Annotated in this window: 24 protein-coding genes and 1 pseudogene; 22 read left to right on the top strand and 3 right to left on the bottom strand. The window is 38.9% G+C overall.

Going from position 1 to position 24,272, the window contains the following annotated elements:
• Window positions 1-3 precede the first annotated feature (3 nt).
• The 13 genes and pseudogenes from ACIY14_RS05325 to ACIY14_RS05265 all read left to right on the top strand — a co-directional run bounded on the left by ACIY14_RS05325 (window position 4) and on the right by ACIY14_RS05265 (window position 10,971).
• Entirely contained in the window at window positions 4-978 is a 975-nt protein-coding gene (locus tag ACIY14_RS05325) for a nucleoid-associated protein (protein ID WP_409001812.1), read from the top strand.
• Window positions 978-1,592 carry a lysozyme family protein gene (locus ACIY14_RS05320; RefSeq protein WP_409001810.1) on the top strand — a complete coding sequence of 205 codons (615 nt, stop codon included), beginning with the start codon at window positions 978-980 and terminating at the stop codon, window positions 1,590-1,592. The genes ACIY14_RS05325 and ACIY14_RS05320 overlap by 1 nt, the downstream gene beginning before the upstream one ends.
• Before the next feature lie 73 nt (window positions 1,593-1,665).
• A complete protein-coding gene (locus ACIY14_RS05315; protein ID WP_409001808.1) occupies window positions 1,666-2,640 on the top strand; it encodes a DUF1002 domain-containing protein in 975 nt (324 codons plus the stop codon).
• 74 nt (window positions 2,641-2,714) lie between these two features.
• Window positions 2,715-4,070 carry a 23S rRNA (uracil(1939)-C(5))-methyltransferase RlmD gene (gene rlmD / locus ACIY14_RS05310; RefSeq protein WP_409001807.1) on the top strand — a complete coding sequence of 452 codons (1,356 nt, stop codon included), beginning with the start codon at window positions 2,715-2,717 and terminating at the stop codon, window positions 4,068-4,070.
• 238 nt (window positions 4,071-4,308) lie between these two features.
• Window positions 4,309-4,470 (top strand): annotated as a pseudogene (locus ACIY14_RS05305) (zinc ribbon domain-containing protein); the annotation flags it as partial.
• A gap of 3 nt (window positions 4,471-4,473) precedes the next feature.
• A complete protein-coding gene (locus tag ACIY14_RS05300; protein ID WP_409001861.1) occupies window positions 4,474-4,710 on the top strand; it encodes a hypothetical protein in 237 nt (78 codons plus the stop codon).
• 284 nt (window positions 4,711-4,994) lie between these two features.
• Entirely contained in the window at window positions 4,995-5,483 is a 489-nt protein-coding gene (locus tag ACIY14_RS05295; protein ID WP_247912291.1) for a Panacea domain-containing protein, read from the top strand.
• Complete coding sequence (locus ACIY14_RS05290; RefSeq protein ID WP_409001806.1) at window positions 5,449-6,045, top strand: hypothetical protein; 597 nt, start codon at window positions 5,449-5,451, stop codon at window positions 6,043-6,045. The genes ACIY14_RS05295 and ACIY14_RS05290 overlap by 35 nt, the downstream gene beginning before the upstream one ends.
• 273 nt (window positions 6,046-6,318) lie before the next feature.
• On the top strand, window positions 6,319-6,966 hold the full coding sequence (locus ACIY14_RS05285; RefSeq protein WP_409001805.1) for an SAP domain-containing protein: 648 nt from the start codon (window positions 6,319-6,321) through the stop codon (window positions 6,964-6,966).
• A gap of 217 nt (window positions 6,967-7,183) precedes the next feature.
• Window positions 7,184-8,065 carry a diacylglycerol/lipid kinase family protein gene (locus ACIY14_RS05280; protein WP_409001804.1) on the top strand — a complete coding sequence of 294 codons (882 nt, stop codon included), beginning with the start codon at window positions 7,184-7,186 and terminating at the stop codon, window positions 8,063-8,065.
• Between the two features lie 63 nt (window positions 8,066-8,128).
• On the top strand, window positions 8,129-8,620 hold the full coding sequence (locus tag ACIY14_RS05275; protein ID WP_409001803.1) for a phosphoribosylanthranilate isomerase: 492 nt from the start codon (window positions 8,129-8,131) through the stop codon (window positions 8,618-8,620).
• A gap of 177 nt (window positions 8,621-8,797) precedes the next feature.
• The gene (locus ACIY14_RS05270; protein WP_409001802.1) at window positions 8,798-10,540 is read left to right on the top strand and encodes a glycoside hydrolase family 13 protein; all 1,743 of its coding nucleotides are present in this window, start codon (window positions 8,798-8,800) and stop codon (window positions 10,538-10,540) included.
• A 119-nt stretch (window positions 10,541-10,659) separates the two neighbouring features.
• On the top strand, window positions 10,660-10,971 hold the full coding sequence (locus ACIY14_RS05265; RefSeq protein ID WP_409001801.1) for a hypothetical protein: 312 nt from the start codon (window positions 10,660-10,662) through the stop codon (window positions 10,969-10,971).
• A 61-nt stretch (window positions 10,972-11,032) separates the two neighbouring features.
• Here ACIY14_RS05265 and ACIY14_RS05260 read toward each other — a convergent pair whose 3' ends face one another.
• Window positions 11,033-12,052, bottom strand: coding sequence for a hypothetical protein (locus ACIY14_RS05260; protein WP_409001800.1), 1,020 nt, complete (start codon window positions 12,050-12,052; stop codon window positions 11,033-11,035).
• Between the two features lie 251 nt (window positions 12,053-12,303).
• On the opposite strand from ACIY14_RS05260, the gene ACIY14_RS05255 reads away from it, so the two are divergent.
• The 9 genes from ACIY14_RS05255 (at window position 12,304) to ACIY14_RS05215 (ending at window position 22,355) form a co-directional block, all read left to right on the top strand.
• Window positions 12,304-13,320 (top strand): hypothetical protein, encoded by a 1,017-nt coding sequence (locus tag ACIY14_RS05255; RefSeq protein WP_409001799.1) that lies wholly within the window; start codon window positions 12,304-12,306, stop codon window positions 13,318-13,320.
• A 595-nt stretch (window positions 13,321-13,915) separates the two neighbouring features.
• Window positions 13,916-15,376 carry an aminotransferase class I/II-fold pyridoxal phosphate-dependent enzyme gene (locus tag ACIY14_RS05250; protein ID WP_409001798.1) on the top strand — a complete coding sequence of 487 codons (1,461 nt, stop codon included), beginning with the start codon at window positions 13,916-13,918 and terminating at the stop codon, window positions 15,374-15,376.
• Entirely contained in the window at window positions 15,377-16,237 is an 861-nt protein-coding gene (gene speE, locus ACIY14_RS05245) for a polyamine aminopropyltransferase (protein ID WP_000366717.1), read from the top strand. It abuts the gene before it with no gap.
• Window positions 16,234-17,493, top strand: a complete 1,260-nt coding sequence (locus ACIY14_RS05240; protein ID WP_409001797.1) for a saccharopine dehydrogenase family protein — start codon at window positions 16,234-16,236, stop codon at window positions 17,491-17,493. The genes speE and ACIY14_RS05240 overlap by 4 nt, the downstream gene beginning before the upstream one ends.
• Complete coding sequence (gene nspC, locus ACIY14_RS05235; RefSeq protein WP_409001796.1) at window positions 17,493-18,620, top strand: carboxynorspermidine decarboxylase; 1,128 nt, start codon at window positions 17,493-17,495, stop codon at window positions 18,618-18,620. The genes ACIY14_RS05240 and nspC overlap by 1 nt, the downstream gene beginning before the upstream one ends.
• Window positions 18,617-19,702: an agmatine deiminase gene (gene aguA, locus ACIY14_RS05230; RefSeq protein WP_409001795.1), complete on the top strand. Its 1,086-nt coding sequence runs from the start codon at window positions 18,617-18,619 to the stop codon at window positions 19,700-19,702. Before nspC ends, aguA begins: the two co-directional genes overlap by 4 nt.
• Before the next feature lie 9 nt (window positions 19,703-19,711).
• Window positions 19,712-20,587 (top strand): N-carbamoylputrescine amidase, encoded by an 876-nt coding sequence (aguB, locus tag ACIY14_RS05225; RefSeq protein WP_409001794.1) that lies wholly within the window; start codon window positions 19,712-19,714, stop codon window positions 20,585-20,587.
• Window positions 20,588-20,778: 191 nt separating this feature from the next.
• Entirely contained in the window at window positions 20,779-21,480 is a 702-nt protein-coding gene (locus ACIY14_RS05220) for a response regulator transcription factor (RefSeq protein ID WP_409001793.1), read from the top strand.
• The gene (locus ACIY14_RS05215; protein ID WP_409001792.1) at window positions 21,477-22,355 is read left to right on the top strand and encodes a sensor histidine kinase; all 879 of its coding nucleotides are present in this window, start codon (window positions 21,477-21,479) and stop codon (window positions 22,353-22,355) included. The genes ACIY14_RS05220 and ACIY14_RS05215 overlap by 4 nt, the downstream gene beginning before the upstream one ends.
• A gap of 39 nt (window positions 22,356-22,394) precedes the next feature.
• Here the strand turns inward: ACIY14_RS05215 and ACIY14_RS05210 are convergent, their stop codons facing one another.
• The gene (locus tag ACIY14_RS05210; RefSeq protein ID WP_409001791.1) at window positions 22,395-23,150 is read right to left on the bottom strand and encodes an ABC transporter permease; all 756 of its coding nucleotides are present in this window, start codon (window positions 23,148-23,150) and stop codon (window positions 22,395-22,397) included.
• 10 nt (window positions 23,151-23,160) lie between these two features.
• Window positions 23,161-24,069, bottom strand: a complete 909-nt coding sequence (locus ACIY14_RS05205; protein WP_409001790.1) for an ATP-binding cassette domain-containing protein — start codon at window positions 24,067-24,069, stop codon at window positions 23,161-23,163.
• Window positions 24,070-24,272 lie beyond the last annotated feature (203 nt).

The raw sequence follows: 24,272 nt of genomic DNA, 5'->3' as shown, positions 1-24,272 counted from the left end.
TTTATGGACATTTATATTAAGAAAGCTATTATCCATCAGTTCAGCCCAGACGATACTGAGTTGTTTCTAGCGGATAAGTTTCTCAATATCACTCCAAAAATCGAGGAATACCTACGTAAAAAAATCGAACGCGTGTATTCAGATGAAGCCAAGACTGGGATTTTCGAAGAAGAAAATCCCTTCTTCAATCACATCACGGATGATTTGTTGGAGACATCAGTAACACTGGCTAATCTCTGGAAAGAGGAGTTTAGCATTTCTGAAAATCTCAAGACTAATGACCTGATTTTTGTACAATTTTCTAAAGAAGGTGTTGAACATTTCGCTTTCTTGCGAATTGCTCTACGTGAGACCTTGACCCACCTCGGTGGAGAAGTTGATAACCCAATCAAGCTAACTCAGAATAACCTGCCTGGATTTGGAACGGGGGCTGATGAGGCTCTGGTGGTTAATCTTCAAAGTCGCAAGTACCATCTCATCGAAAAACGCATCAAGTACAATGGGACTTTTTTGAACTATTTTTCAGATAATCTCTTAAACGTTGCCCCTAAGATTTCGCCAAAAAAATCCATCAAGGAACTGGAAAAAACGGCCCAGAGAATTGCTGAGTCCTTTAACACAGATGACTTCCAATTTCAATCCAAGGTCAAATCAGCGATTTTTAACAATCTTGAAGAAAGCAATGAACTGTCACCTGAAAAATTGGCTAACGACCTTTTTGATAATAATCTGACAGCTCGTTTGAGCTTTATTGACCAAGTCAAGGAAGCCGTACCAGAACCAGTCCAATTCGATGAAATTGATGCCAGTCGTCAGCTCAAGAAATTTGAAAATCAAAAACTTTCCTTGTCAAACGGAATCGAACTCATCGTACCCAATAATGTCTATCAAGATGCGGAGTCTGTTGAGTTTATTCAAAATGACAATGGAACCTATTCTATCTTAATCAAAAATATCGAGGATATTCAAAGTAAATAATGTTTAAATTTATAAGAAGAGTGCTTGTGCTAGCAGTCTTCCTTTTCGCAGGATACAAAGCTTATCATATTCATCAGGATGTTAAACAAGTCATGACCTACCAACCCATGGTTCGAGAAATCTTGAGCGAAAGAGATACTCCAGCAAATGAAGAGTTGGTCCTCGCCATGATTTATACCGAAACGAAGGGAAAAGAGCGGGATGTCATGCAGTCTAGTGAGTCTGCTAGTGGCGCTACCAATACCATCAAAGACGATGCCTCTAGTATTCGCCAAGGGATACAGACACTAACAGATAATCTCTATTTGGCACAGAGCAAAGGAGTAGATGTCTGGACCGCCGTTCAAGCCTATAATTTTGGACCTGCCTATATAGACTTTATTGCTCAGAACGGTAAGGAAAATACTTTGGCACTAGCCAAGCGTTACTCCCGAGAAACGGTCGCTCCAATTCTAGGTAATACTACGGGGAAGACCTATACCTATATCAACCCCATTTCTATCTTTCACGGAGCCGAACTCTATGAAAATGGTGGAAATTATTACTACTCGAGACAGGTACAACTAAACCTTTATATCATCAAATGTTTCACTTTCTTTTCAACATCTGGCTAGACCAGGTGTTTTTGCTATAAGTTTTCTTTAAGATTGTTTTATTAACCTAGAAAGGTAAAGGAGGGAATATCCCATGAGAAAGAAATTCTTTCTAACAAGTGCTGCAGTTTTGTGGGCTGTAACAGCTATGACAAGTGTCCACGCAGCAACCGATGTTCAAAAAGTAATCGATGAAACCTATGTACAACCCGAATATGTCCTAGGTTCTTCTCTATCTGAAGACCAGAAAAATCAGACTCTTAGCAAACTTGGTTATGACGCATCAAAAGACACCAAAGATATCAAAACCATGACACCTGATATCTATTCGAAAATCATGAATGTGGCTAATGATGCAAGTATACAGCTCTATTCGTCGGCCAAGATTCAAAAGCTAGGTGATAAATCACCTCTAGAGGTCAAGATTGAAACGCCTGAAAATATCACCAAGGTGACGCAGGATATGTACCGTAACGCAGCAGTGACCCTGGGAGTCGAGCATGCCAAAATCACAGTAGCAGCTCCTATTCCAGTTACAGGTGAGAGCGCCCTAGCTGGGATTTACTACTCGTTAGAGGCCAATGGTGCCAAAGTCCCGCAAGCCAATAAAGACTTGGCGCAAGAGGAGTTAAAAGCCTTGTCCGATATCAATGCTGAAAACAAGGACAAGTCAGGTTACGATGCCAATAAGCTCAATGCGGCTATGACAGATATCAAGGCAGGAATTGCAAAGGCAAAAGAAGCCAAAGGTAATCTGACAGAAGAAGATGTCCGCAAAATTGTAGAAGACACACTAAAAAACTACAAACTCGATCAGGTTATAACAGGAAACCAGGTCAATATCATCATCAATTTTGCTCTCAACCTCTCAAAGAGTGACATTTTGAACAATGCTGATTTCACTAAAACCCTAAATAACCTCAAACAAAGCATTGTTTCCCAAGCCGGAGATAGCTTTAAAAACATCAACCTCAACTTTGATGCTAATAAAGCGCTAGAAGACGGGGGGAACTTCTTTAGCTCTCTTTGGCAAGCCATTGTCAACTTCTTCAAGAGTTTTGGTGCTTAGGTCATTTCATGATATAATAGATGGTAACAGAAATGTTGCCGTCTTTTTTTGTCGGCCGATAGAAAGTGAAGAATATGTTAAAGAAAAATGATATTGTAGAAGTTGAAATTGTTGATTTGACCCATGAAGGGGCAGGGGTCGCCAAGATAGAAGGTTTGGTTTTCTTTGTAGAAAATGCTCTACCAACTGAGAAAATCCTCATGCGTGTCCTTAAAGTCAATAAAAAGATTGGCTATGGGAAGGTTGAAGAATACCTTGTTCAGTCACCTCATCGTAATCAAGACCTTGACCTAGCTTATCTACGTTCAGGTATCGCTGACTTGGGGCATCTTGCCTATCCAGAGCAACTCAAGTTTAAAACCAAGCAAGTCAAGGATAGTCTCTACAAGATTGCTGGTATTAGGGATGTAGAGGTCGCTGAAACACTAGGTATGGAAAATCCAGTCAAGTATCGAAATAAGGCGCAGGTGCCAGTTCGTCGCGTCAATGGTGTCTTGGAAACGGGCTTTTTCCGTAAGAATTCGCATGATCTCATGCCTCTAGAAGACTTCTTTATCCAGGATCCTGTGATTGACCAAGTCGTAGTAGCTCTTCGAGACCTGCTCTGTCGTTTTGATTTAAAACCTTATGACGAAAGGGAACAGTCTGGATTGATTCGGAACCTTGTCGTGCGACGAGGCCACTATTCAGGACAAATCATGGTCATTTTGGTAACTACTCGTCCGAAAATTTTTCGTGTCGATCAGTTGATTGAACAATTAATCAAGCAATTCCCAGAGATTGTCTCAGTCATGCAAAATATCAATGACCAGAATACCAATGCGATTTTTGGGAAAGAATGGCACACACTTTATGGTCAAGATTACATTACGGACCAAATGTTAGGAAATGACTTCCAAATTTCGGGACCAGCATTTTACCAAGTCAATACTGAAATGGCGGAGAAACTCTATCAAACAGCCATTGACTTTGCAGAGTTAAAAGAAGATGACGTGGTGATCGATGCTTATTCGGGTATTGGAACGATTGGATTGTCTGTTGCGAAGCATGTCAAGGAAGTCTACGGTGTTGAAGTGATTCCAGAAGCAGTAGAGAATAGCCAGAAGAATGCTTCTTTGAACAAGTTTACAAATGCATACTATGTTTGTGACACAGCAGAAAATGCTATGAAGAACTGGCTCAAGGAAGGTATTCACCCAACCGTTATATTGGTTGATCCACCACGCAAGGGCTTGACCGAAAGCTTCATCAAAGCAAGTAGCCAAACAGGAGCTAAACGCATCGCCTATATCTCATGTAATGTCGCAACCATGGCGCGTGACATCAAACTCTACCAAGAGTTGGGTTATGAACTGAAGAAAGTACAGCCGGTGGATTTGTTTCCGCAAACGCATCATGTTGAGTGTGTTGCTCTGCTCGCTAAAGCCTAGAAACCTTGGAACTAAAGCCATTTTGAAAAGCCTTGGAATCAAGGCTTTTTCTTATGTGCTAGGGAAGTATCAGAGTGAGAGAATTTTTGGAGTGAGTAGAAGTGATAGCTAGAAACTATCTAATCCTATTTTCATTCACCCTGTGAGTATGTATTTATTTTCATTGAAAAGGAGTTTTAAGGGAAATAAACATAGCTCACGGCCATGAATAAATTATTGAAATGCTTCTTTTACTACCATGATTTTCTGTTCCGAATGTGGTTCAGCATTTGGTAGAAAAAATTGGACTACAAGTCGAGGTAAACGTAAAGTCTGGCAGTGTAACAATCGTTATAGGGTCAAAGGACAGATTGGCTGTCAGAATAACCATATTGATGAAGAAACGCTAGAGAAAGCCGTAGTAATGGCTGTGGTACTATTGAGTGAGAATGTGGATCTATTGCATGGAAAGTGGAATAAGATTCTGGAAGAAAATCGTCCACTAGAAAAGTATTATAGTATGAAGTTGGCTGATATTGTAAACAAGATTTCATGGGAATTCAATTCGTATGAGATGTGTCAGGTGGTGGACAACATAACAATTGCGGAGGATGGGGAGATAAGCGTAAAATTTTTAGAAGGAACTGAGATAGACTTATAGAAAATATAGAAGGCGGTAATGAATGTGTGAAAACACTGTGGTGACAGTCTTCTTTTCGTTTTTTGTAAAATAATAACACTAATAGAATAGATTAACTATATTTAGAAACTTTTAAAAATGATGAATATTCAGATAACAATTGATGTTTTTATATATTTTAGTTGACAAGTATCATAAAAAGTAATGAAGGTAGCAATAAAGTAAATATTGCTATCCGAACCAGGAGTTTTATGTTATAATTAAGTTGAGGAATTTCGATAGATTATATAGAGAGAGGAATGCTTATGACAGATTATTACTTTGAAAATGTTGATGATTTAGTACAGCATTTGTTGTATAAATTTAATGAACTATCTCCATTAAAGTTACAAAAAGGTTTATATTTTTTATTTGCATTTTACTCTGGAAATTATCAGAATTCAGAGGAAGATGGTGTTAGTGAGTCAAATTATGAATATCCGAAATATTTGTTTGATGCAAATTTTGAGGCATGGACATATGGCCCAGTAATTAGGGAAGTGTATTCAAAAAATAAAGCAGAACAATATGTTCCAACAGAGTATGATTTTGGAGTAAGTTCTGTAGATAAAGAAATAAAGAATTTTATTGATGATGTGTTCGAAATGATATTAGAAAAATCAGATTTTGCTCTGGTTGATAGAAGTCATGAAGACAAAGTTTGGAAAGATGCTATTTCTAAAGGAAAATCTTCAATTATGTTGAAAGAAGATATTGCAAATGAGTACCAAGAAATTTTCCAATGTGTGGGGTAACAGTTCCACCAAAACTAGTGCTAAAAAATTTAATAAGGCTTTGAAGTCTAGCAAGGCCTTGAGGAGCAACAAGATATCATCATCTACTGCACTTACCGCAAGTACTAGTTCTAACTTTAGTTTTTATAGTTCACAAACTTTAACCTCTAAGAAATGTCATGAGGAAGAGTTTACTAATTTTTTGAACGAGGATGAACTTAGTAATTATAAATTAAGGATGTTTCCAATACTAGATGAACCTAATAAAATGGCTTCTGCAAATTTTAGAGAGTATTCCGTAACATTAGATTCACGTATAAAAAAGATTATGCTTGAATATATGACGGATGTCGATTTTGAAAATCATAAGGACGATTTTATTAAATTTAGTGTTTTAGATTATTTTGATCAAGTAACACAATACAGGATATTTTTGTATAAAGATTTAGCTAAAGATAAGTATATTGTCTTTTTGGTTGATCCACTTCACTTAGTTATTCCTGACAAAGTTACCAGAGATGCAAATACTTATAATAGAAATGAGAGCAATACTATTTGTATAAGTACTTTACACAGTAAATGACTTATTATTAGTAATGATTCTAAGTTTTGATGTCTAAACCTAATATTTTAAAATGCTATTGCAAGTGCCATAGCATTTTATTTTATGAATCGTTTCAAAGTATCATATTAAATCTAACCAGATTTATTTCGTTCCATAATATAGGTAAGACCTATCAGCACACGTAGAATGTGTAAGTTTGTTAGAGAAACGTGGATAAAACCTCAAAATATAGAGAGTGAAGCCTCAGTTCTTAGAGATGACAACCTAAACTGTTTTTAAGGAGGTGTTATATTGATAGAGAGCAGACCTGAGTTTGAAAAAATCTCATCCTTTGATGAGTTTAATAAATACTACTGGTACCGTGATGAACTTTCACAGATATGCAAGTCATTAGGGCTTGAATATAGAGGTACCAAACAAGAACTTAATGATATTATTGAGCAGTATTTTAAGGGGAATTTGATTAAAAAATCATCAATAAAAAGGAAAAAGAAACAAGTAGAAGTCCTTACTTTAGATACGCCTTTACTTGAATGTGGATTCTCCTTTAATGCACACTTTAGAGAATATTTCTCAACTTTAACAGGTGTTTCGCCCTTTAAATTTACTGCTGATATGGCAACTGCTTGGAGAAAAGTAAAAAAAGAAAATGATTTGAGTTTTACAATCCAAGATATGCTAAAAGTTTATTATGGAGATTCAGATTATGCCAAGTATGACCATTCGGTGTGTCAATGGAATCAATTTCTAAAGGATTTCTGTGCAGACGAAAATAGTCGTAACTACTCAAACAAGTTAAAAGTTGCTTCTATTCTTTGGAAAGAAGTTAGAAATTCAAAAAATGAAAAATTTTATTCAAAGAATCTTTTGACTAAATATGCTGATAGAATAAAAGAGTATTGTAAGTGGAAACGCCATCTCACTTGGTGGCAGAGGTAGCTTATGGTATTCCTTATTGGATAAAGGATAATGCTTATTCTGATTTGGATGAATCCTTAAAGGTTGTAATTAGGTGATGGGAAAATAGAATAAAATTATATTAATCTCCAGTACGTCTGATTTCTATTTTTTGAGCTTTCATTATATAATAGCATTATATGTGATGACTGATGTAGTTACACTAACATTTCTATTTAAAAATTAAGGAGTATTATCAATGAAAAAAGCAATGTTAATTATCAACCCTACCTCTGGTGGGGAAAAGGCTTTGGATTATAAGGTCAAGCTGGAGAATAAAGCCAAAGATTATTTTGAGCATGTGGAAACAAAAATTACCGAAAAAGCACTGGATGCAACACACTTTGCTGAGGAAGCGTCTCGTGAGCAGTACGATGCAGTGGTTGTGTTTGGTGGAGACGGGACTGTCAATGAAGTCATTTCGGGTATTGCTGAGAGAGACTACATTCCTAAGTTAGGGATTATCCCTGGTGGGACGGGTAACCTCATTACAAAGCTTTTGGAAATCAATCAAGACATCGATGGCGCAATTGATGAACTGGATTTCAACTTAACTAATAAGATTGATATCGGTAAAGCAAATGATAACTATTTTGGTTATATTTTTAGTATCGGTTCTCTGCCTGAGGCGATTCACAATGTGGAGATCGAGGACAAGACAAAATTTGGTATCCTTGCCTATGCTGTAAATACCATGAAGTCTGTCATGACGGATCAGGTCTTTAACATTAAGGTTGAGACAGAAAATGGAAATTATGTTGGTGAAGCTAGTCATGTTTTGGTTCTCTTGACAAATTACTTTGCTGATAAGAAAATCTTTGAAGAAGACAAAGATGGCTATGCCAATATTTTGATTCTAAAAGATGCCTCTATATTCTCTAAATTATCCGTCATTCCTGATTTACTAAAAGGAGATGTTGTCAGCAATGATAATATTGAGTATATCAGAGCGCGTAATATTAAGATCTCTTCAGATAGTGAATTGGAGTCAGATGTTGACGGCGATAAATCGGATAACCTACCTGTAGAAATCAAAGTCCTAGCACAGCGAATAGAAGTATTTTCAAAACCGAAAGAGTAGAAGGTAGAAGTTAGTTTATTTTTCACTGCGAAATCGAGTTTCATATCAACGATTGGAGGAGGAATGAATTCTCTATTTGATGAATTTCGAACAATTTGTTCTCATTTAAACCAAGTCGGGATTACTCCGACTCTCATGGGGTCTTTAGGTTTTGAATACCGTTCAAATGAAGAATGGGGGCCGTCTGACATTGACATTCATGTGCCTGGTGACCCTAGAGGTTGGGAAGCACCTGATCATCTCAGGATTTATGACTGGGACAAGATAATGAAAGTGATGAAATACTTAGGCTATGCCTTAAGAGATATTCATGAGCATGAATTCCAAAAGGATGGTCTGAGTGTTGAGTTTGGAAGTATCGATTCTTTACCTGATTTTGCAGGAGTTTCGGAATCGGATATAGAACTGATTCATCTCCAAAACATCACTTTTCGCGTTCCAAATTTAGAACAGTTTTTAAGTATTTACAAGGCTTCTTCCCAAGATTCATATCGAAATGACCACAATAACAATAAGGATTTTAAAAAGATTGAGTGGCTGGAAAGACATTTGTAAATCATCATTTGAAAAGTAGTAAGTTGTATGACTGGCTGCTTTTTTATTTATAGAACCAAACCACTCGAAACTATGAACAAACCTTGCAAATAAAATTTTAAAGTAGTATACTAGAATCACAATTATGAAAACGTTTGCGTCGTAAAGCGATTCAAAGTAAACTAGGAGACAGATACAATGGAATTGACTGCCATTTACCATAGACCAGAGTCGGAGTATGCTTATCTCTATAAGGATAAGACAATGCACATTCGTATCCGGACTAAGAAAGATGATATTGAAAACATCAACTTGCATTATGGAGATCCTTTTATCTTTATAGAGGACCGTTATGAAGCAAGCAAGGCGATGGTCAAAGTGACTTCCGATGCCTTATTTGATTACTGGCAAGCGGAAGTTACGGTTGGCTATGCCCGACTCCAGTATCTCTTTGAACTTAAAGATAAGCAAGGCCAGAGTATTTTGTATGGGGATAAGGGATGTGTTGAAAGCTCACTAGAAAATCTTCATTACGAAGGAAATGGATTTAAAATCCCTTATATACATGAGATTGATGCTTGCCATGTTCCTGACTGGGTGACTGAGACGGTTTGGTATCAGATTTTTCCTGAACGCTTTTCTAATGGAAACCCAAATATTTCACCTGAAGGTGCGCTAGCTTGGGATTCTTCTATCAAACCAAAGACTAACGATTTCTTTGGTGGTGATTTACAAGGTATTATTGACCATCTGGATTACTTGCAAGATTTGGGGATTACAGGACTTTATCTCTGTCCTATCTTTGAATCTCCAAGCAATCACAAGTATAATACGACGGATTATTTCGAAATTGATCGTCATTTTGGAGATAAGGAAACTTTCCGTCAACTGGTGAACCAAGTCCATCAGAGAGGCATGAAAATCATGCTGGACGCTGTTTTCAACCATATCGGGGACAAATCACCTCAATGGCAGGATGTCCTTAAATACGGTGAAGAGTCAGTATATAAAGACTGGTTCCATGTTCAAGAGTTCCCAGTGACCAAGGATAAGCTCGGTGATCCAAGAAAGCTCCCTTATCATACCTTTGCCTTTGCCAGCTATATGCCCAAGCTCAATACGGCAAATCCTCAAGTAAGAGACTATTTACTGAGCGTTGCGACCTACTGGATTGAAGAGTTTGATATTGATGCTTGGCGCTTAGATGTGGCAAATGAAGTGGACCACCAATTTTGGCGAGATTTCCGTAAGGCTGTCTTGGCTAAAAAGCCTGATCTTTACATCCTTGGAGAGGTCTGGCACACTTCCCAGCCTTGGCTAGATGGCGATGAATTCCACGCAGTCATGAACTATCCTCTCTCTGATAGTATCAAGGATTATTTCTTGCGTGGGGTTAAGAAGACGCCTCAATTCATCGATGAGATCAATAGTCAATCAATGTACTATAGACAGCAGATTTCTGAAGTGATGTTTAATCTTCTAGATTCTCACGATACAGAACGCATTTTGGCAACAGCCAAAGGAGATGTTCAACTTGTTAAGTCTGCCCTCGCCTGCCTCTTTTTACAAAGGGGGACACCGTGTTTCTACTATGGAACCGAGTTAGAATTAGATGGAGGTCCAGATCCAGATTGTCGTCGTGTCATGCCTTGGGAACGTGTTTCCGACAGTAATGACATGTTTCGTTTCATGAAGAAATTGATTCAGCTTCGCAAGAGTGTCTCAGATATAATCCAGCATGGGACTTATAGACTGAAAGAAATCAAGCCAGATGTGGTATCTCTGGCTTGGGATTATGATGGACAAAAAATCCAAGCCATTTTTAACCAATCAACTGAAAACTATCTTGTAGACCGTGATTTTGTAGCCCTAGCCAGTCATTGCCAAGAATTGGACCAGCAACTGGTTATTTTGCCTAAAGGTTTTGTGATTTTTTACTAAAGAGAGATTAAGAGTGACAGGAAAATTCTAGTATAGAACGCATTTTACAAACAGACTATTTGGTGTCTTGCTACACCTGATATATAATTTAACTTAGAGAGAATAGGAGGATTAATCAGATGGAATCACAAGATTTTACAGAAAAAGAACAAGAAATGATTAAAAAGGGACTCACTTTTTCTAAACTGAACGATAAGGAAACAGCCGATAAGATTATCGCCTTAATTCCTCAAGATATGATTAAACGGATTCCATTTTTTGTTAGAAAACATGCAATTACGCGTACGATTAAGAGAATTTCTCTTGAATATCCGGAATTGTATGCTATAGCTGAACAAGAAGGCCAACTTCCTGAAAAGGAAGCTCAAGAATTGCGACAAATTATTACAGATATTTTCCAAGAGAAAATGAATAAGCATAAAATCAAGTAGGAGCGCCTAAACGCTCATCTATTTGATTTTATGCTTACTAATGACTAAAGCTAACACTCCATCATTCCCACATGCTATGTTGGGCTCTGACGCCATAACTATCTATGGAACCATCTGAATTGAACTTGGCTTCAATCCTGTATCTTTTCCAGAGGTCGTAATCTGCCGTTTGAATGGTTAGGATGTAGTTTGAGTCAGTCTCAGCGACATTGTAATCAGCAGGATTGACTTCAAAGATATCGATTAATTTTCTTGTTTGAAAATCTTGGAGCTTGAGATTTGCTAAACTGACATGATTGATAGAAATCCCCTGCAATTGATGGGCATCCTTAGGCGTTCTATAGTAGGTAATGACACAGTTTTTGAGTTGATCAGTATCTTTGCCAGTAGGAGTAAGGGTCATAAAACCATAGGACTGATCTTCACGCTTGATTTCGAGAAGCTGGCCGTAGTAGAAATGGTCGTTTTTTGGATTGGTGATAGGACTATTTGCACCTTTATCTTCGAAGGTAAAGCCTTGGTCTAAAAGCTCGGAAGCCTTGGTCTCACCGATAATGACTGTGGTATTTTGAATGGTGACTGGAACAGGTTGAGATGGAAGGCCACTCATCATGATGCAAAACATAAAAACATAACTCGTTAAAAAAGCTGTCCCGATAAAAGCGTTGGTTGATGCATAGACATGACTGTTATGAAAGTTTTTGCTTATAGCCAGTACAACAAATTTACCAATACTTTTTAAAACCATACTAAAAAGCACAATGAAAAATTGTTTTTTCAAACATTCATAAATGGCTTGAGGAAAGCTATTACCATGATAGTAGAAGACAGCCAATACGAGTAGATTTACGATTAAATAGATTAGCAAGAACCAATGAATCTCTTTAAGGGCATTAGCATCTGTGATTTCTTCATAGTCAACGTGAATTCTTCCTTGAATTGCATGGCCGAGTTTATAGATCCATTTTGGGACATCTTTCCCTTGTCTGACCGCAACTACAAGTCTAATATAGAGATAAAAGGTAAAGGATAAGGATAGAAAGAAAAGAGCATAAAAAATCAAAACAACAGTAGTGAACATGGCTATTTCCCCTTTTTTCACCAATGAATACAGAACAATTTATTAGCTCCATTATAGCACTTTCTTGGGAAACAGAGCTAGAAATATCAGCAATATTCTTAAAGATAAAAAGATGGGAATGATTGCCATTTATGCTATACCGATTGTACTGATAGAAGGTAGTCCTTTCTTAATAATCGTTTTATTAGTCGGGAATTTGCTTTTAATGAGAAAGAAAAGATTTGAGATAGAACATAAAGGAGTAGAGAGCCATGGGTAGAACAGTGATTATAGGTACTTTAATTGCTTTTGTAATCTTTAATCTGCTGCTAGGTCTGGGTTTTTATCTCTTTCTAAAAAAGAGGAAAGAGAATGGACAGTCATTGTACGAAACTCCTGTAAATCAACAAACTCGAACAGAAAAACTGGGTCTAGGCGAGATTTTGGTCTACCTGACCCTGATTGTCATCGCAGGGATCTTTGCCTTTCAGACCTTAAATAGAGGCGGTGTGGGGAATTCTATTTTAGCCAAAATGATCCTCCTACCTGCTCTAATGGCCCTTTTCAATGCAAGAAAACGAACTGGGAAGTCTATGCTTGCCCTCCTTATAACTTTGATGGTCTTTCTAGTAGGAGTCACGTTTAATCTCACGATTGGTTTGCCACCTCAAGCACCGATTTTACAAATTAATGAAAGTAAAATCATTTTAGCTGGAACTAAATCCAGTGAGCTGATGGACGCTGGATTTGACATCTATGTAAGACAGGGCGATGGTGGTAGCGATTATGAAGACCTCCTGACAAGTAACAGTTTCCAAAAGTATCCTGGAGATAAAACAGTTACCATCGAAAAAGGCTTCAGGCTTGATAGCAATGCTGTTCCTTACGCTCCCTATCTCCTAGCAAAAGATGGCATAGTACTGGGCAGTATTTCCTTTTACGGTGCTGAGGACCATGATGTGGCTATAGAAGATTCTAAGGTTATTCAGGTTCGATTTAACAAGGACAGTATTGAGGCAGCGAAAAAACATTCTATTACTTTCAAATTAAATGAACTTGACTTGACTACACGACTGGATGTTTCTCTTGTTCAAGAAACCTTCAAGAAGCATCTATGGTCAATTCCGCCATCAAATACAAGTGATGTCACTCAACTATGGTATGGATTAAAGTGGTCCAGCAACAGTGATTCGCTATTTTGGAATGAGTACTATGGTCTCATCCGCCTAGATGAAAATTATATGATGACTGATTTTGAACTAGCTGTTCAAGTAGCACGAGATAAGTAGATAAGATTTTGAATAACTGACTATACTTACGATTCAACAAAGGAACTAATCGATTTAGTTCCTGTTTTTGTTTTTTGATTTCAATTTAAAACGATTTCTTTTTATTGTTGACTAATATTTCACGAACAAAAAATGAAATTCTTTAAAAAACTTTCACAAAATACTTTACAAGCTCTTGTAAACATGATATAGTTATAAGGCTTAGAAAATGAGATGATGTTTTCTAGCAAATATAAACCCGAGTAAAAAATGCCTACGGACAGGCAGGGTTGAATGCCGAAGCGTGGTTGGAAAGCCGCATTATTGATAGGGTTAAAAGCCTACTTTTATAAGTTGATGTTAGGACATTAGTTCTAATTCGTATACATTTGTTAGTGTGGTGAAAGCACACGTCATCTTGTGAAACGATCAATAAAGTACGTAATATTTGCTACTAGAGAGTTAGGAAACATCAGGAACAGACATACTCAACAGAAACCAAAATACACACGTCAGAAGATTGCAGTGCAGGTGAAAACCTGCTCTTTTTTCATAAGTCAACCTTTAGTCGCCTTTATCTTCTTGAGGTGCTAAAAATACGGTAAAGGAGTATGTCTTGAAAAAGTTAGATCAGAATCAGGCCCCTATTTATAAAGGACTGATTAAGTTACGAAAGAAAAGGATTGTCCCCTTTGATGTGCCAGGTCACAAGCGTGGACGAGGAAATCCAGAACTTGTCGAACTGTTAGGTGAAAAATGTGTTGGCATTGATGTCAATTCGATGAAACCCTTGGATAATCTTGGTCATCCCATTTCGATTATTCGGGATGCGGAGGAATTGGCTGCAGATGCTTTTGGAGCGGCGCATGCCTTTCTGATGATTGGGGGAACAACCTCATCAGTTCAAACCATGATTCTTTCCACCTGTAAGGCAGGAGATAAGATTATTCTACCGAGAAATGTCCATAAATCTGCCATCAATGCGCTGGTTCTATGTGGTGCCATTCCCATCTATATCGAGATGAGTGTAGATCCTAAAATCGGCATCGCTTTAGGTCTTGAAAATGACCGTGTGGCGCAGGCAATTAAGGAGCATCCAGATGCCAAGGCCATTTTGATTAACAATCCTACTTACTATGGAATTTGTTCAGACCTTAAGGGTTTAACGGAAATGGCTCACGAAGCTGGCATGATGGTTTTAGTAGATGAAGCCCATGGAGCGCATTTGCATTTTACAGATAAACTTCCAATTTCTGCTATGGATGCAGGTGCTGATATGGCAGCAGTTTCCATGCATAAGTCTGGTGGGAGTTTGACCCAGAGCTCCATCCTTCTTATCGGGGAGCAGATGAATCCTGAGTACGTTCGTCAGATTATCAACTTGACCCAGTCTACATCTGCCTCTTACTTGTTGATGGCTAGTTTGGATATTTCTCGTCGCAACTTAGCCCTTCGCGGGAAAGAGTCTTTTGAGAAAGTCATTGAGCTCTCCGAGTACGCTCGTCGTGAAATCAATGCTATCGGTGGTTACTACGCCTACTCAAAAGAGCTCATAGACGGTGTGTCTGTTTGTGATTTTGATGTAACCAAGCTGTCAGTTTACACTCAGGGTGTTGGGCTAACAGGGATAGAGGTTTATGATCTCTTGCGAGATGAATACGATATTCAGATTGAATTCGGGGATATTGGCAATATCTTGGCCTACATTTCCATTGGTGACCGCATCCAAGACATCGAGCGTTTGGTCGGTGCTTTGGCTGACATCAAGAGACTTTATTCGAGAGATGGAAAAGATTTGATTGCTGGAGAATATATCCAGCCCGAGTTAGTGCTGTCTCCTCAGGAAGCCTTTTATTCAGAGAGAAAAAGTTTGACCTTAGACGAATCAGTCGGACAAGTCTGTGGGGAGTTTGTCATGTGCTATCCTCCAGGAATTCCTATCTTAGCTCCAGGTGAACGCATTACACGAGAAATTGTAGACTATATCCAATTTGCCAAGGAACGTGGTTGCTCCCTCCAAGGGACGGAAGATCCAGAGGTCAATCACATCAACGTCATTAAGAGAAAGGAGAACTAGATGGATTTATGGTTTTCTGAAGTTCATACTCCAGATGTGAAATTGTCCTTGAGAACTGCCAAGCAACTCTATGCTGGAAAAAGTGAATGGCAGGATATCGAAGTCTTGGATACGCCAGCTTTTGGTAAAATACTGATTTTAAACGGGCACGTCTTGTTTTCAGATGCAGATGATTTTGTTTACAATGAAATGACCGTCCACGTTCCCATGGCTGTCCACCCGAATCCAAAGAAAGTCTTGGTTATTGGGGGTGGTGACGGTGGTGTTGCTCAAGTATTAACCCTCTATCCTGAACTGGAGCAAATCGATATTGTGGAACCAGATGAGATGTTGGTTGAGGTCTGTCGTGAGTATTTCCCAGACTTTGCTGCAGGGCTAGATGATCCTCGTGTTACCATTTACTACCAAAATGGGCTACGCTTTTTACGAAACTGTGAAGATGACTACGATATTATCATCAACGATGCGACAGATCCATTTGGACATACGGAAGGGCTCTTTACCAAGGAATTTTACGGAAACAGTTACAGAGCTCTGAAGGAAGACGGCATCATGATCTATCAGCATGGGAGTCCCTTCTTTGACGAAGATGAGTCAGCTTGCCGAAGTATGCACCGTAAGGTCAATCAAGCCTTTCCAATCAGCCGAGTCTATCAGGCCCATATCCCAACCAGTCCAGCTGGCTATTGGCTATTTGGATTTGCATCGAAAAAATACCACCCTGTCAAAGATTTTGACAAGGAAGGCTGGAAAAAACGCCAGCTTTTCACAGAATACTATACTGCAAATTTACACGTGGGTTCCTTTATGTTGCCCAAGTATGTTGAGGATATTTTAGAAGAAGAGGAAGGAAAAAAATGAGTCGTTTATTAGTTATCGGATGTGGGGGCGTTGCCCAAGTTGCTATTTCAAAGATTTGCCAAGACAGCGAAACTTTTAAAGAGATTATGATTGCTAGTCGTACCAAGTCAAAATGCGATGATTTGAAGGCTAAATTAGAAGGAAAAACAAGTACTAAGATTGAAACTGCTGCACTTGATGCTGACAAGGTTGAAGAAGTGATTGCCTTGATTGAAAGCTACAAGCCAGAAGCCGTTTTGAACGTTGCTTTACCATACCAAGACTTGACCATTATGGATGCTTGTTTAGTGACTGGAGTTCACTATATCGACACAGCTAACTACGAGGCTGAGGATACAGAAGATCCTGAGTGGCGTGCCATCTACGAAAAACGCTGCAAGGAACTTGGTTTTACAGCCTACTTTGATTATTCATGGCAGTGGGCTTATCAGGAGAAATTCAAAGAAGCAGGCTTGACCGCTCTGCTTGGATCTGGTTTTGACCCAGGTGTGACCAGTGTCTTTTCAGCCTATGCTCTCAAACACTATTTTGATGAAATCCACTATATCGACATTTTAGACTGTAATGGTGGTGACCACGGTTATCCATTTGCGACAAACTTCAACCCAGAAATAAACCTACGTGAGGTTTCTGCGCCAGGTTCTTACTGGGAAGATGGAAAATGGGTAGAAGTCGAAGCTATGTCTATCAAACGCGAGTATGATTTCCCTCAAGTTGGGCAAAAAGACATGTATCTCCTTCACCATGAAGAAATCGAATCATTAGCGAAAAACATTCCAGGAGTTAAACGGATTCGTTTCTTTATGACCTTTGGTCAATCTTATCTAACGCACATGAAATGCTTAGAAAACGTTGGTCTCCTTCGTACGGATGCTATTAACTTTAACGGTCAAGAAATTGTGCCAATCCAATTTTTGAAAGCCTTGCTTCCTGATCCTGCAAGTCTTGGACCACGTACTGTCGGTAAAACCAATATCGGTTGTATCTTTACAGGTGTCAAAGATGGTGTTGAAAAGACCATCTACATCTACAATGTTTGCGACCATCAGGAATGCTACGCAGAGGTTGGCTCACAAGCGATTTCTTACACGACAGGCGTTCCAGCCATGATTGGAACAAAATTGGTTATGAATGGTACTTGGAAACAAGCTGGAGTTTATAACCTTGAAGAATTGGATCCAGATCCATTTATGGAAGCTTTGAATGAGTATGGTTTGCCTTGGGTTGTGGTTGAAAATCCACAAATGGTGGACTAATGAAGCTAGAACAAGTACCAACACCAGCTTATGTCATTGACTTGGCAAAGTTAGAAGCCAACTGCCGCATTTTACAAGAGGTTCAGGAAAAGTCTGGTTGCAAGGTTTTGCTCGCCCAGAAGGCTTATTCCCTCTACAAGACTTATCCCTTGATTAGTCGCTATCTATCTGGAACTACTGCCAGTGGTCTTTATGAAGCCAAATTGGCAAGGGAAGAATTTTCTGGTGAAGTCCATGTCTTTGCGCCTGCTTTCAAGGATGCTGACATGGAGGAATTGCTTGAGATAACGGATCATATCGTCTTTAACTCAGAGAGACAGTTGCGTAAACACGGTCCTCGTTGCCGAGAGGCTGGTATTAGTGTAGGTCTCCGTATCAATCCTCAATGCTCTACTCAGGGAGATCACGCGCTCTATGACCCTTGTGCGCCAGGTTCTCGCTTTGGAGTGACACTAGATAAAATTCCTAGTGATTTGTTGGATTTAGTTGATGGACTTCATTTTCATACCCTTTGCGAGCAAGGTTCAGAGGATTTAGAGACAACTTTGAAAGCAGTAGAAGCGCAATTTGGCCCTTATTTACATGAGGTAAAATGGCTCAATCTGGGTGGGGGACACCATATCACAAGAGAAGACTACGATGTGGACTTGCTGATTTCTGAAATCAAGCGTATCCGAGAAACTTACAATCTTGAGGTCTATATCGAGCCGGGTGAAGCTATTGCGCTTAATGCGGGTTATCTAGCTACTGAAGTATTGGATATTGTCGAAAACGGTATGGAGATCTTGGTTTTAGACGCCTCTGCGACCTGCCATATGCCTGATGTACTTGAGATGCCCTATCGCCCACCTTTGAGAAATGGATTTGAGGCGCAGGAAAAAGCTCATACTTATAGACTTTCTTCCAATACCTGTCTAACGGGTGATGTGATTGGCGATTATAGTTTTGAAAATCCTGTCCAAATCGGTGACAGACTCTATTTCGAAGATATGGCTATTTACTCATTTGTCAAAAATAATACCTTTAACGGTATTGGCTTGCCAAGTCTCTATCTTATGGACGAGCAGGGTGACTGTAGCTTAGTCAAAGCCTTCGGCTATCAAGACTTTAAAGGGAGATTATCATGATAGACAGTCCAAAGAAATTAGGTTATCGTATGCCAGCAGAGTACGAACCCCATCATGGTACCCTCATGATATGGCCAACTCGACCAGGTTCATGGCCCTTTCAAGGAAAGGCTGCCAAAAAAGCATTTAGCCAGATTATCAAGGCCATAGCAGAAGGAGAAAGGGTTTATCTTTTGGTGGAGCAGGACTATCTATCTGAAGCACAATCCTATCTTGGAGACACGGTTGTTTATCTAGACATTCCCACCAATGATGCCTGGGCCCGTGATACGGGTCCGACTATTCTACTCAATGAAAAAAGAGAAAAGTTGGCAGTTGATTGGTCTTTCAATGCCTGGGGTGGGGCTGTAGATGGTCTCTACCAAGACTATGAAGATGATGATCAAGTAGCCAGTCATTTTGCTGAGGCCTTGGAAATACCTGTTTACGAGGCTAAACCTTTTGTACTGGAAGGAGGCGCGATCCATAGCGATGGTCAAGGAACCATTCTCGTGACTAAAAGTTGCCTACTAAGCGCTGGTCGCAATCCCTACTTGACTAAAGAGGAAATCGAGAATACCTTATTAGAGAGCCTTGGAGCTGAAAAAGTTATTTGGCTTCCTTATGGTATTTATCAGGACGAAACCAATGAACACGTTGACAATGTTGCTGCCTTTGTTGGTCCTGCGGAACTTGTCTTGGCTTGGACAGATGATCAAAACGATCCCCAGTATGGTATGTCTGCAGCTGACCTTGCTCTTTTAGAGAAGGAAACGGATGCAAAAGGTCGTCCCTTCACTATTCATAAGCTTCCTATCCCAGCTATTTGTCAGGTTGTCACTAAAGAGGATTTACCAGGCTATACCTATGAAGAGGGGGAAGAGGAGCGTTATGAGGGCGAGCGCCTTGCTGCTTCCTATGTCAATTTCTATATTGCCAACAAGGCTGTCTTAGTTCCACAGTTTGAGGATGTAAACGACCAAGTGGCTTTAGATATTCTCAGCAAGTGTTTCCCAGACCGTAAAGTTGTCGGAATACCAGCCAGAGATATTCTCTTAGGTGGTGGAAATATCCACTGTATCACCCAACAAATCCCAGAATAGGAGAAAAAGATGAGAAATATAAGAGTTGCAGCGATCCAGATGCAATGTGCTAAGGATGTGGAAACAAATATCCAAACAGCTGAACGTCTAGTTCGACAAGCTGCTGAGCAAGGAGCCCAAATTATTCTTTTGCCTGAATTGTTTGAACGTCCCTATTTCTGTCAGGAACGCCAGTATGATTACTACCAGTATGCCCAGTCGGTGACAGAAAATACAGCTATTCAGCATTTTAAGGAGCTTTCTAAGGGACTAGAAGTTGTTTTACCGATTAGTTTCTATGAAAAAGATGGTAATGTCTTATACAATTCTATTGCTGTCATTGATGCAGATGGTGAGGTTCTTGGCGTTTATCGGAAGACCCACATACCAGATGACCATTATTATCAAGAAAAGTTTTATTTCACGCCTGGTAACACTAGTTTCAAGGTCTGGGATACTCGCTATGCTAAGATTGGGATTGGCATCTGTTGGGATCAATGGTTCCCTGAAACAGCGAGATGTCTTGCATTAAATGGAGCAGAGTTACTCTTTTATCCAACAGCCATCGGTTCAGAGCCAATTTTGGATACAGACAGTTGTGGGCACTGGCAACGTACCATGCAAGGGCACGCAGCAGCGAATATTGTTCCAGTCATTGCAGCCAATCGCTATGGTTTGGAAGAAGTCACTCCAAGTGAGGAAAATGGTGGACAGAGTTCCAGTCTTGACTTCTACGGTTCCTCCTTTATGACGGATGAAACAGGAGCTATTTTAGAGCGAGCTGAAAGACAAGGTGAAGCTGTTCTGTTAGAAACCTATGACCTTGACAAGGGAGCAAGTGAACGCCTTAACTGGGGCTTGTTTCGAGATAGAAGACCAGAAATGTATCAACGTATTACGGACTAGTAGGAGAGAAATGAGAGATTCATTCTGCTAGATTAACTTCTTATTTTCAACTATAAGGATACTATGTTGTCTAGTAAGTGGATTTTATATTTTAACCCTCTAAGGCTTTCTCGCGCTTTTATGCGAGGAGCTTTTCTGTTTAAGCTTTATCAATAAAACATGCTATAATAGTTGCAGAAAGGTTGGTATTTATGACCAGGATATTGGTTATTGAAGACAATAGTGACATTCAAGAGATTTTACGAACACTTCTTACTGAGGAGCATGAGGTGGTTCAAGCCTTTTCTGGTACAGAAGGAATCATGCTTTTTGACCAAGGTGGGATTGACCTTGTTTTGCTAGATATCATGCTTCCTGGGAAAAATGAGGATCAGGTTTTAAAAGCCATCAGGGAACAAAGTCAAATCCCAGTCATTATGCTAACGGCCTTGAGCGATAGGAAGTTAATCAGTCAATACCTCTTAGACGGTGCCAATGATTACATAGTCAAACCTTTTGATTTGGACGAAGTCTTTGCTAGAGTTACTGTTCAATTACGCCAAAGTGCAGAAAAACAGCCTATGGAAATAGGAAAAACTGAAAATCTACCACAAAACTTGAAAAATATCCAGTTTGATGCAGAAAGTTTTGAAATCAAAAATAGCCAGAAAACGATTCGCCTTGCCAAAAAAGAATGCTTGATTCTCCAAACTCTCCTTAAACACCCTAAGAAAATTTTCACCAAGGAAGAACTTTATGAATTGGTCTGGGAGGATAGCTATCTACCTGGAGATAATACTCTCAATACGCATTTGAGTAATCTTCGTAAAAAATTAAACCAGCTTGACCCAAATCAAGAATATATTGAAACCATTTGGGGAGTTGGGGTAAGATTAAAAGGAGACAAGCAATGACCTACATGATAATTTTTGTCCTACTAGTACTCCTAATTATTTTATCGATTGCATTGCTTCGCTACCATCTAGCACTTAAGAGCCTGAGTCAACAGATTGAAGACAAGATTATCACAGGTAGTATGAAAAGAGTCGGAGTCAGTATTTTTTCCAAACATTTTTTACATCTCTACCAGCAGATTGAGAATCTATTTCAGGAAGTAGAACAGTCTCGGTTGGTTATGAAAAGGGAAAAGCAGACTCTGGATATGGCCATCAGCAATATCGCCCATGATATTCGGACGCCTCTGACTATCGCTTCAGGCTACACCCAACAATTGATAAAGTCTCCTGAAGACAAATCAGAAACCTTACAAAAAATAGCCCAGCATCTTGATTTAGTTTCCAAACGTTTGGAGGCTCTCCTAGAATATCGTCGTTTAATGGAAGGAGCTGTCAAACCGAAACTGGAAGAATTGGATCTTTCAGCTTTTATCACCAAAAAGACTCTAGCTTATTATGATGTTTTTCAGGCGGCAAATATCATGCTTGATTTTAAGGTTGAAGCTGGTTTAAAAATGAGAACTGATGAGGACTTACTGGATCGAATTTTACAAAATCTGCTTGGAAATGTCCTCAAGCATGGCAAGGAAGAAGCGCGTCTATCTTTGAGAAAGGAAAAGGAACAGCTTGTCTTAGAGATTGCAAACCTTGTTAAACAGCCCATCAAAAGAATAGAAAATCTCAGTAACCGTTTTTATTCTGAAAATCTATCAGACACCGAAGAATCCTCTGGTTTAGGCCTTTATATCACTGAGGAATTATGTCATCTTCTTGGTGCAGAAATGAAACTAGGCACAGATGGGCAGTGGTTATCGGTTTTCATTTATTTTTAAAGAAATAAACCTCCTCTAGCCTACAGAGGAGGTTGTTTTTTATAGACTTTTCTTTTTGAAAACTGTCAGTCCACCTATATTAAAGATTACAATAACAGCTAAGCTAACTATAAGTGTGTAGCAAATTGACTCACTATTAGCAGTCATAGCATAGGCAAACTGTAATGATAAATATGGTAAAATTTTGATATTTGGAAAAATGAGCATTGGCATAGAAAGTAAGATAGAGCTGACCAAATAACCAATAAATACCGCAAGATAAGAATGACTAACATAGAGAATGAAGGAAACAATGGAAATCCAAGCGAGGAGACAAAGGAATTGAAGGGAAATGGTTATCAATAGATTGCCAATAAATCCATCAGGCATGGTCCCAAATCCATTTAAGATAGTTGCTGGAATAAAGGCAATCACAAGGCTGGCGATGAGTTGTAAGAGAGCGATACTAGCAAGTACAAAGGTTTTGGCAAGGAAAAACTCTGTACGAGAAACACCAACTGTCAAACTATTTTTATAGAGCTTGCCGATTAAATCAACTCCAAGAACGAGGCATGCCAGAATGATGCAGAGAAAAACGAAGTTTGAACCATTGCTAGACGCATTGATAAGAGCTTGGACGCCGTCCCAACCTTTGGTCGGAAATTCTGTTTCAGGTGTAGTATTTACTGACATTAGATGTCCTGTAGCTCCGATAGTAGCACCCATTAACATAAGTGCAAAGAGAATGAATTCTGTAATCCAGAATCCTTTGGAGCGGAAAAGACGGTAAAAATCTGCTTGAATGGTGTGTATCATGATTTTTCTCCTATTCTACTAATTGGGTGAAGTATTCTTCTAGGTTTTGACGGGCAAAGTAAATCTCATCAATAGCAACATCGGCCAAAGTTAGTTGCTTAAGAATCTGTTTGACATCTTGTTCATTACCAAAGATATGGATTTCATTTTCAGGATTGACAACCTTAAATTGGAGTTGAATTTGTTCTTTCAATACCTGACAAGCTCTTTCTTTATCGCTTGTTTTAAGCACAATATAATCCTCACTCAGTGTTTCAAATTCAGCTTTACTGATTTCACGGATAATCTTACCTTGATCCAGAATACCAAAGCGACTAGCTAAGAGATAGAGTTCTGACAAGATATGGCTAGAAATGAGGATAGTTATGCCTTTTTCTTGATTTAGTCGCTGGATCATGAGGCGAAATTCTTTGATTCCAATTGGGTCGAGACCGTTAATGGGTTCATCAAGAATCAGGAAATCAGGTTTGGATAGGAGGGCAATGGCGATACCAAGTCTTTGCTTCATTCCTAGCGAGAAATCACGGAAGACTTTTTTACCTGTATCTGACAAACCTACATAATCCAGTGTTTCTTGAATGACTTTATCAGCATTTGGAATATGACGTATCATACAATAATATTTCAGATTCTGGTATGCTGTTAAGTGATTATGGGCTACAGGTGATTCGATAACTGAACCTACTCGAGATAGAGCCTTGGTCCACTCATTTTCCGATTGACTAGAAAAGAGGGAAATAGTTCCTTTATCCGCAAACAATAATTGTGTAATGATTTTGATAAGAGTAGTTTTACCTGCTCCATTTTTTCCAATTAGACCATAAATATCTCCCTCTTTTATGGTTAGGCTAAGATCTTGAAGAATAGCTTGTTGGCCGAATTGTTTGGTCAATCCATGAATTTCGAGTACTGTTTTCATGATTTTCTCCTTTAGATTTTTTTCTAACTTTAGTATAAGGTATAGAAATCAAAGAAAGCTCAAGTATTTCTAAAGAGTTTCTAAAGTTTTCAGATTTTTAAAATGTCAAAAACCCAGTTAAGGATTTGAACTGCACCCCAAAAGTTAGACAGAAAAAATCTAACTTTTGGGGTGTTTTATTATGAAATTGAGTTATGAAGATA

The organism is Streptococcus sp. ST16 (assembly GCF_046098135.1).
In the GTDB taxonomy this organism is placed as follows: Bacteria; Bacillota; Bacilli; order Lactobacillales; family Streptococcaceae; genus Streptococcus.
Note: the sequence above shows the minus strand (reverse complement) of the source record. Positions and strands in the feature narration are given on the sequence as shown.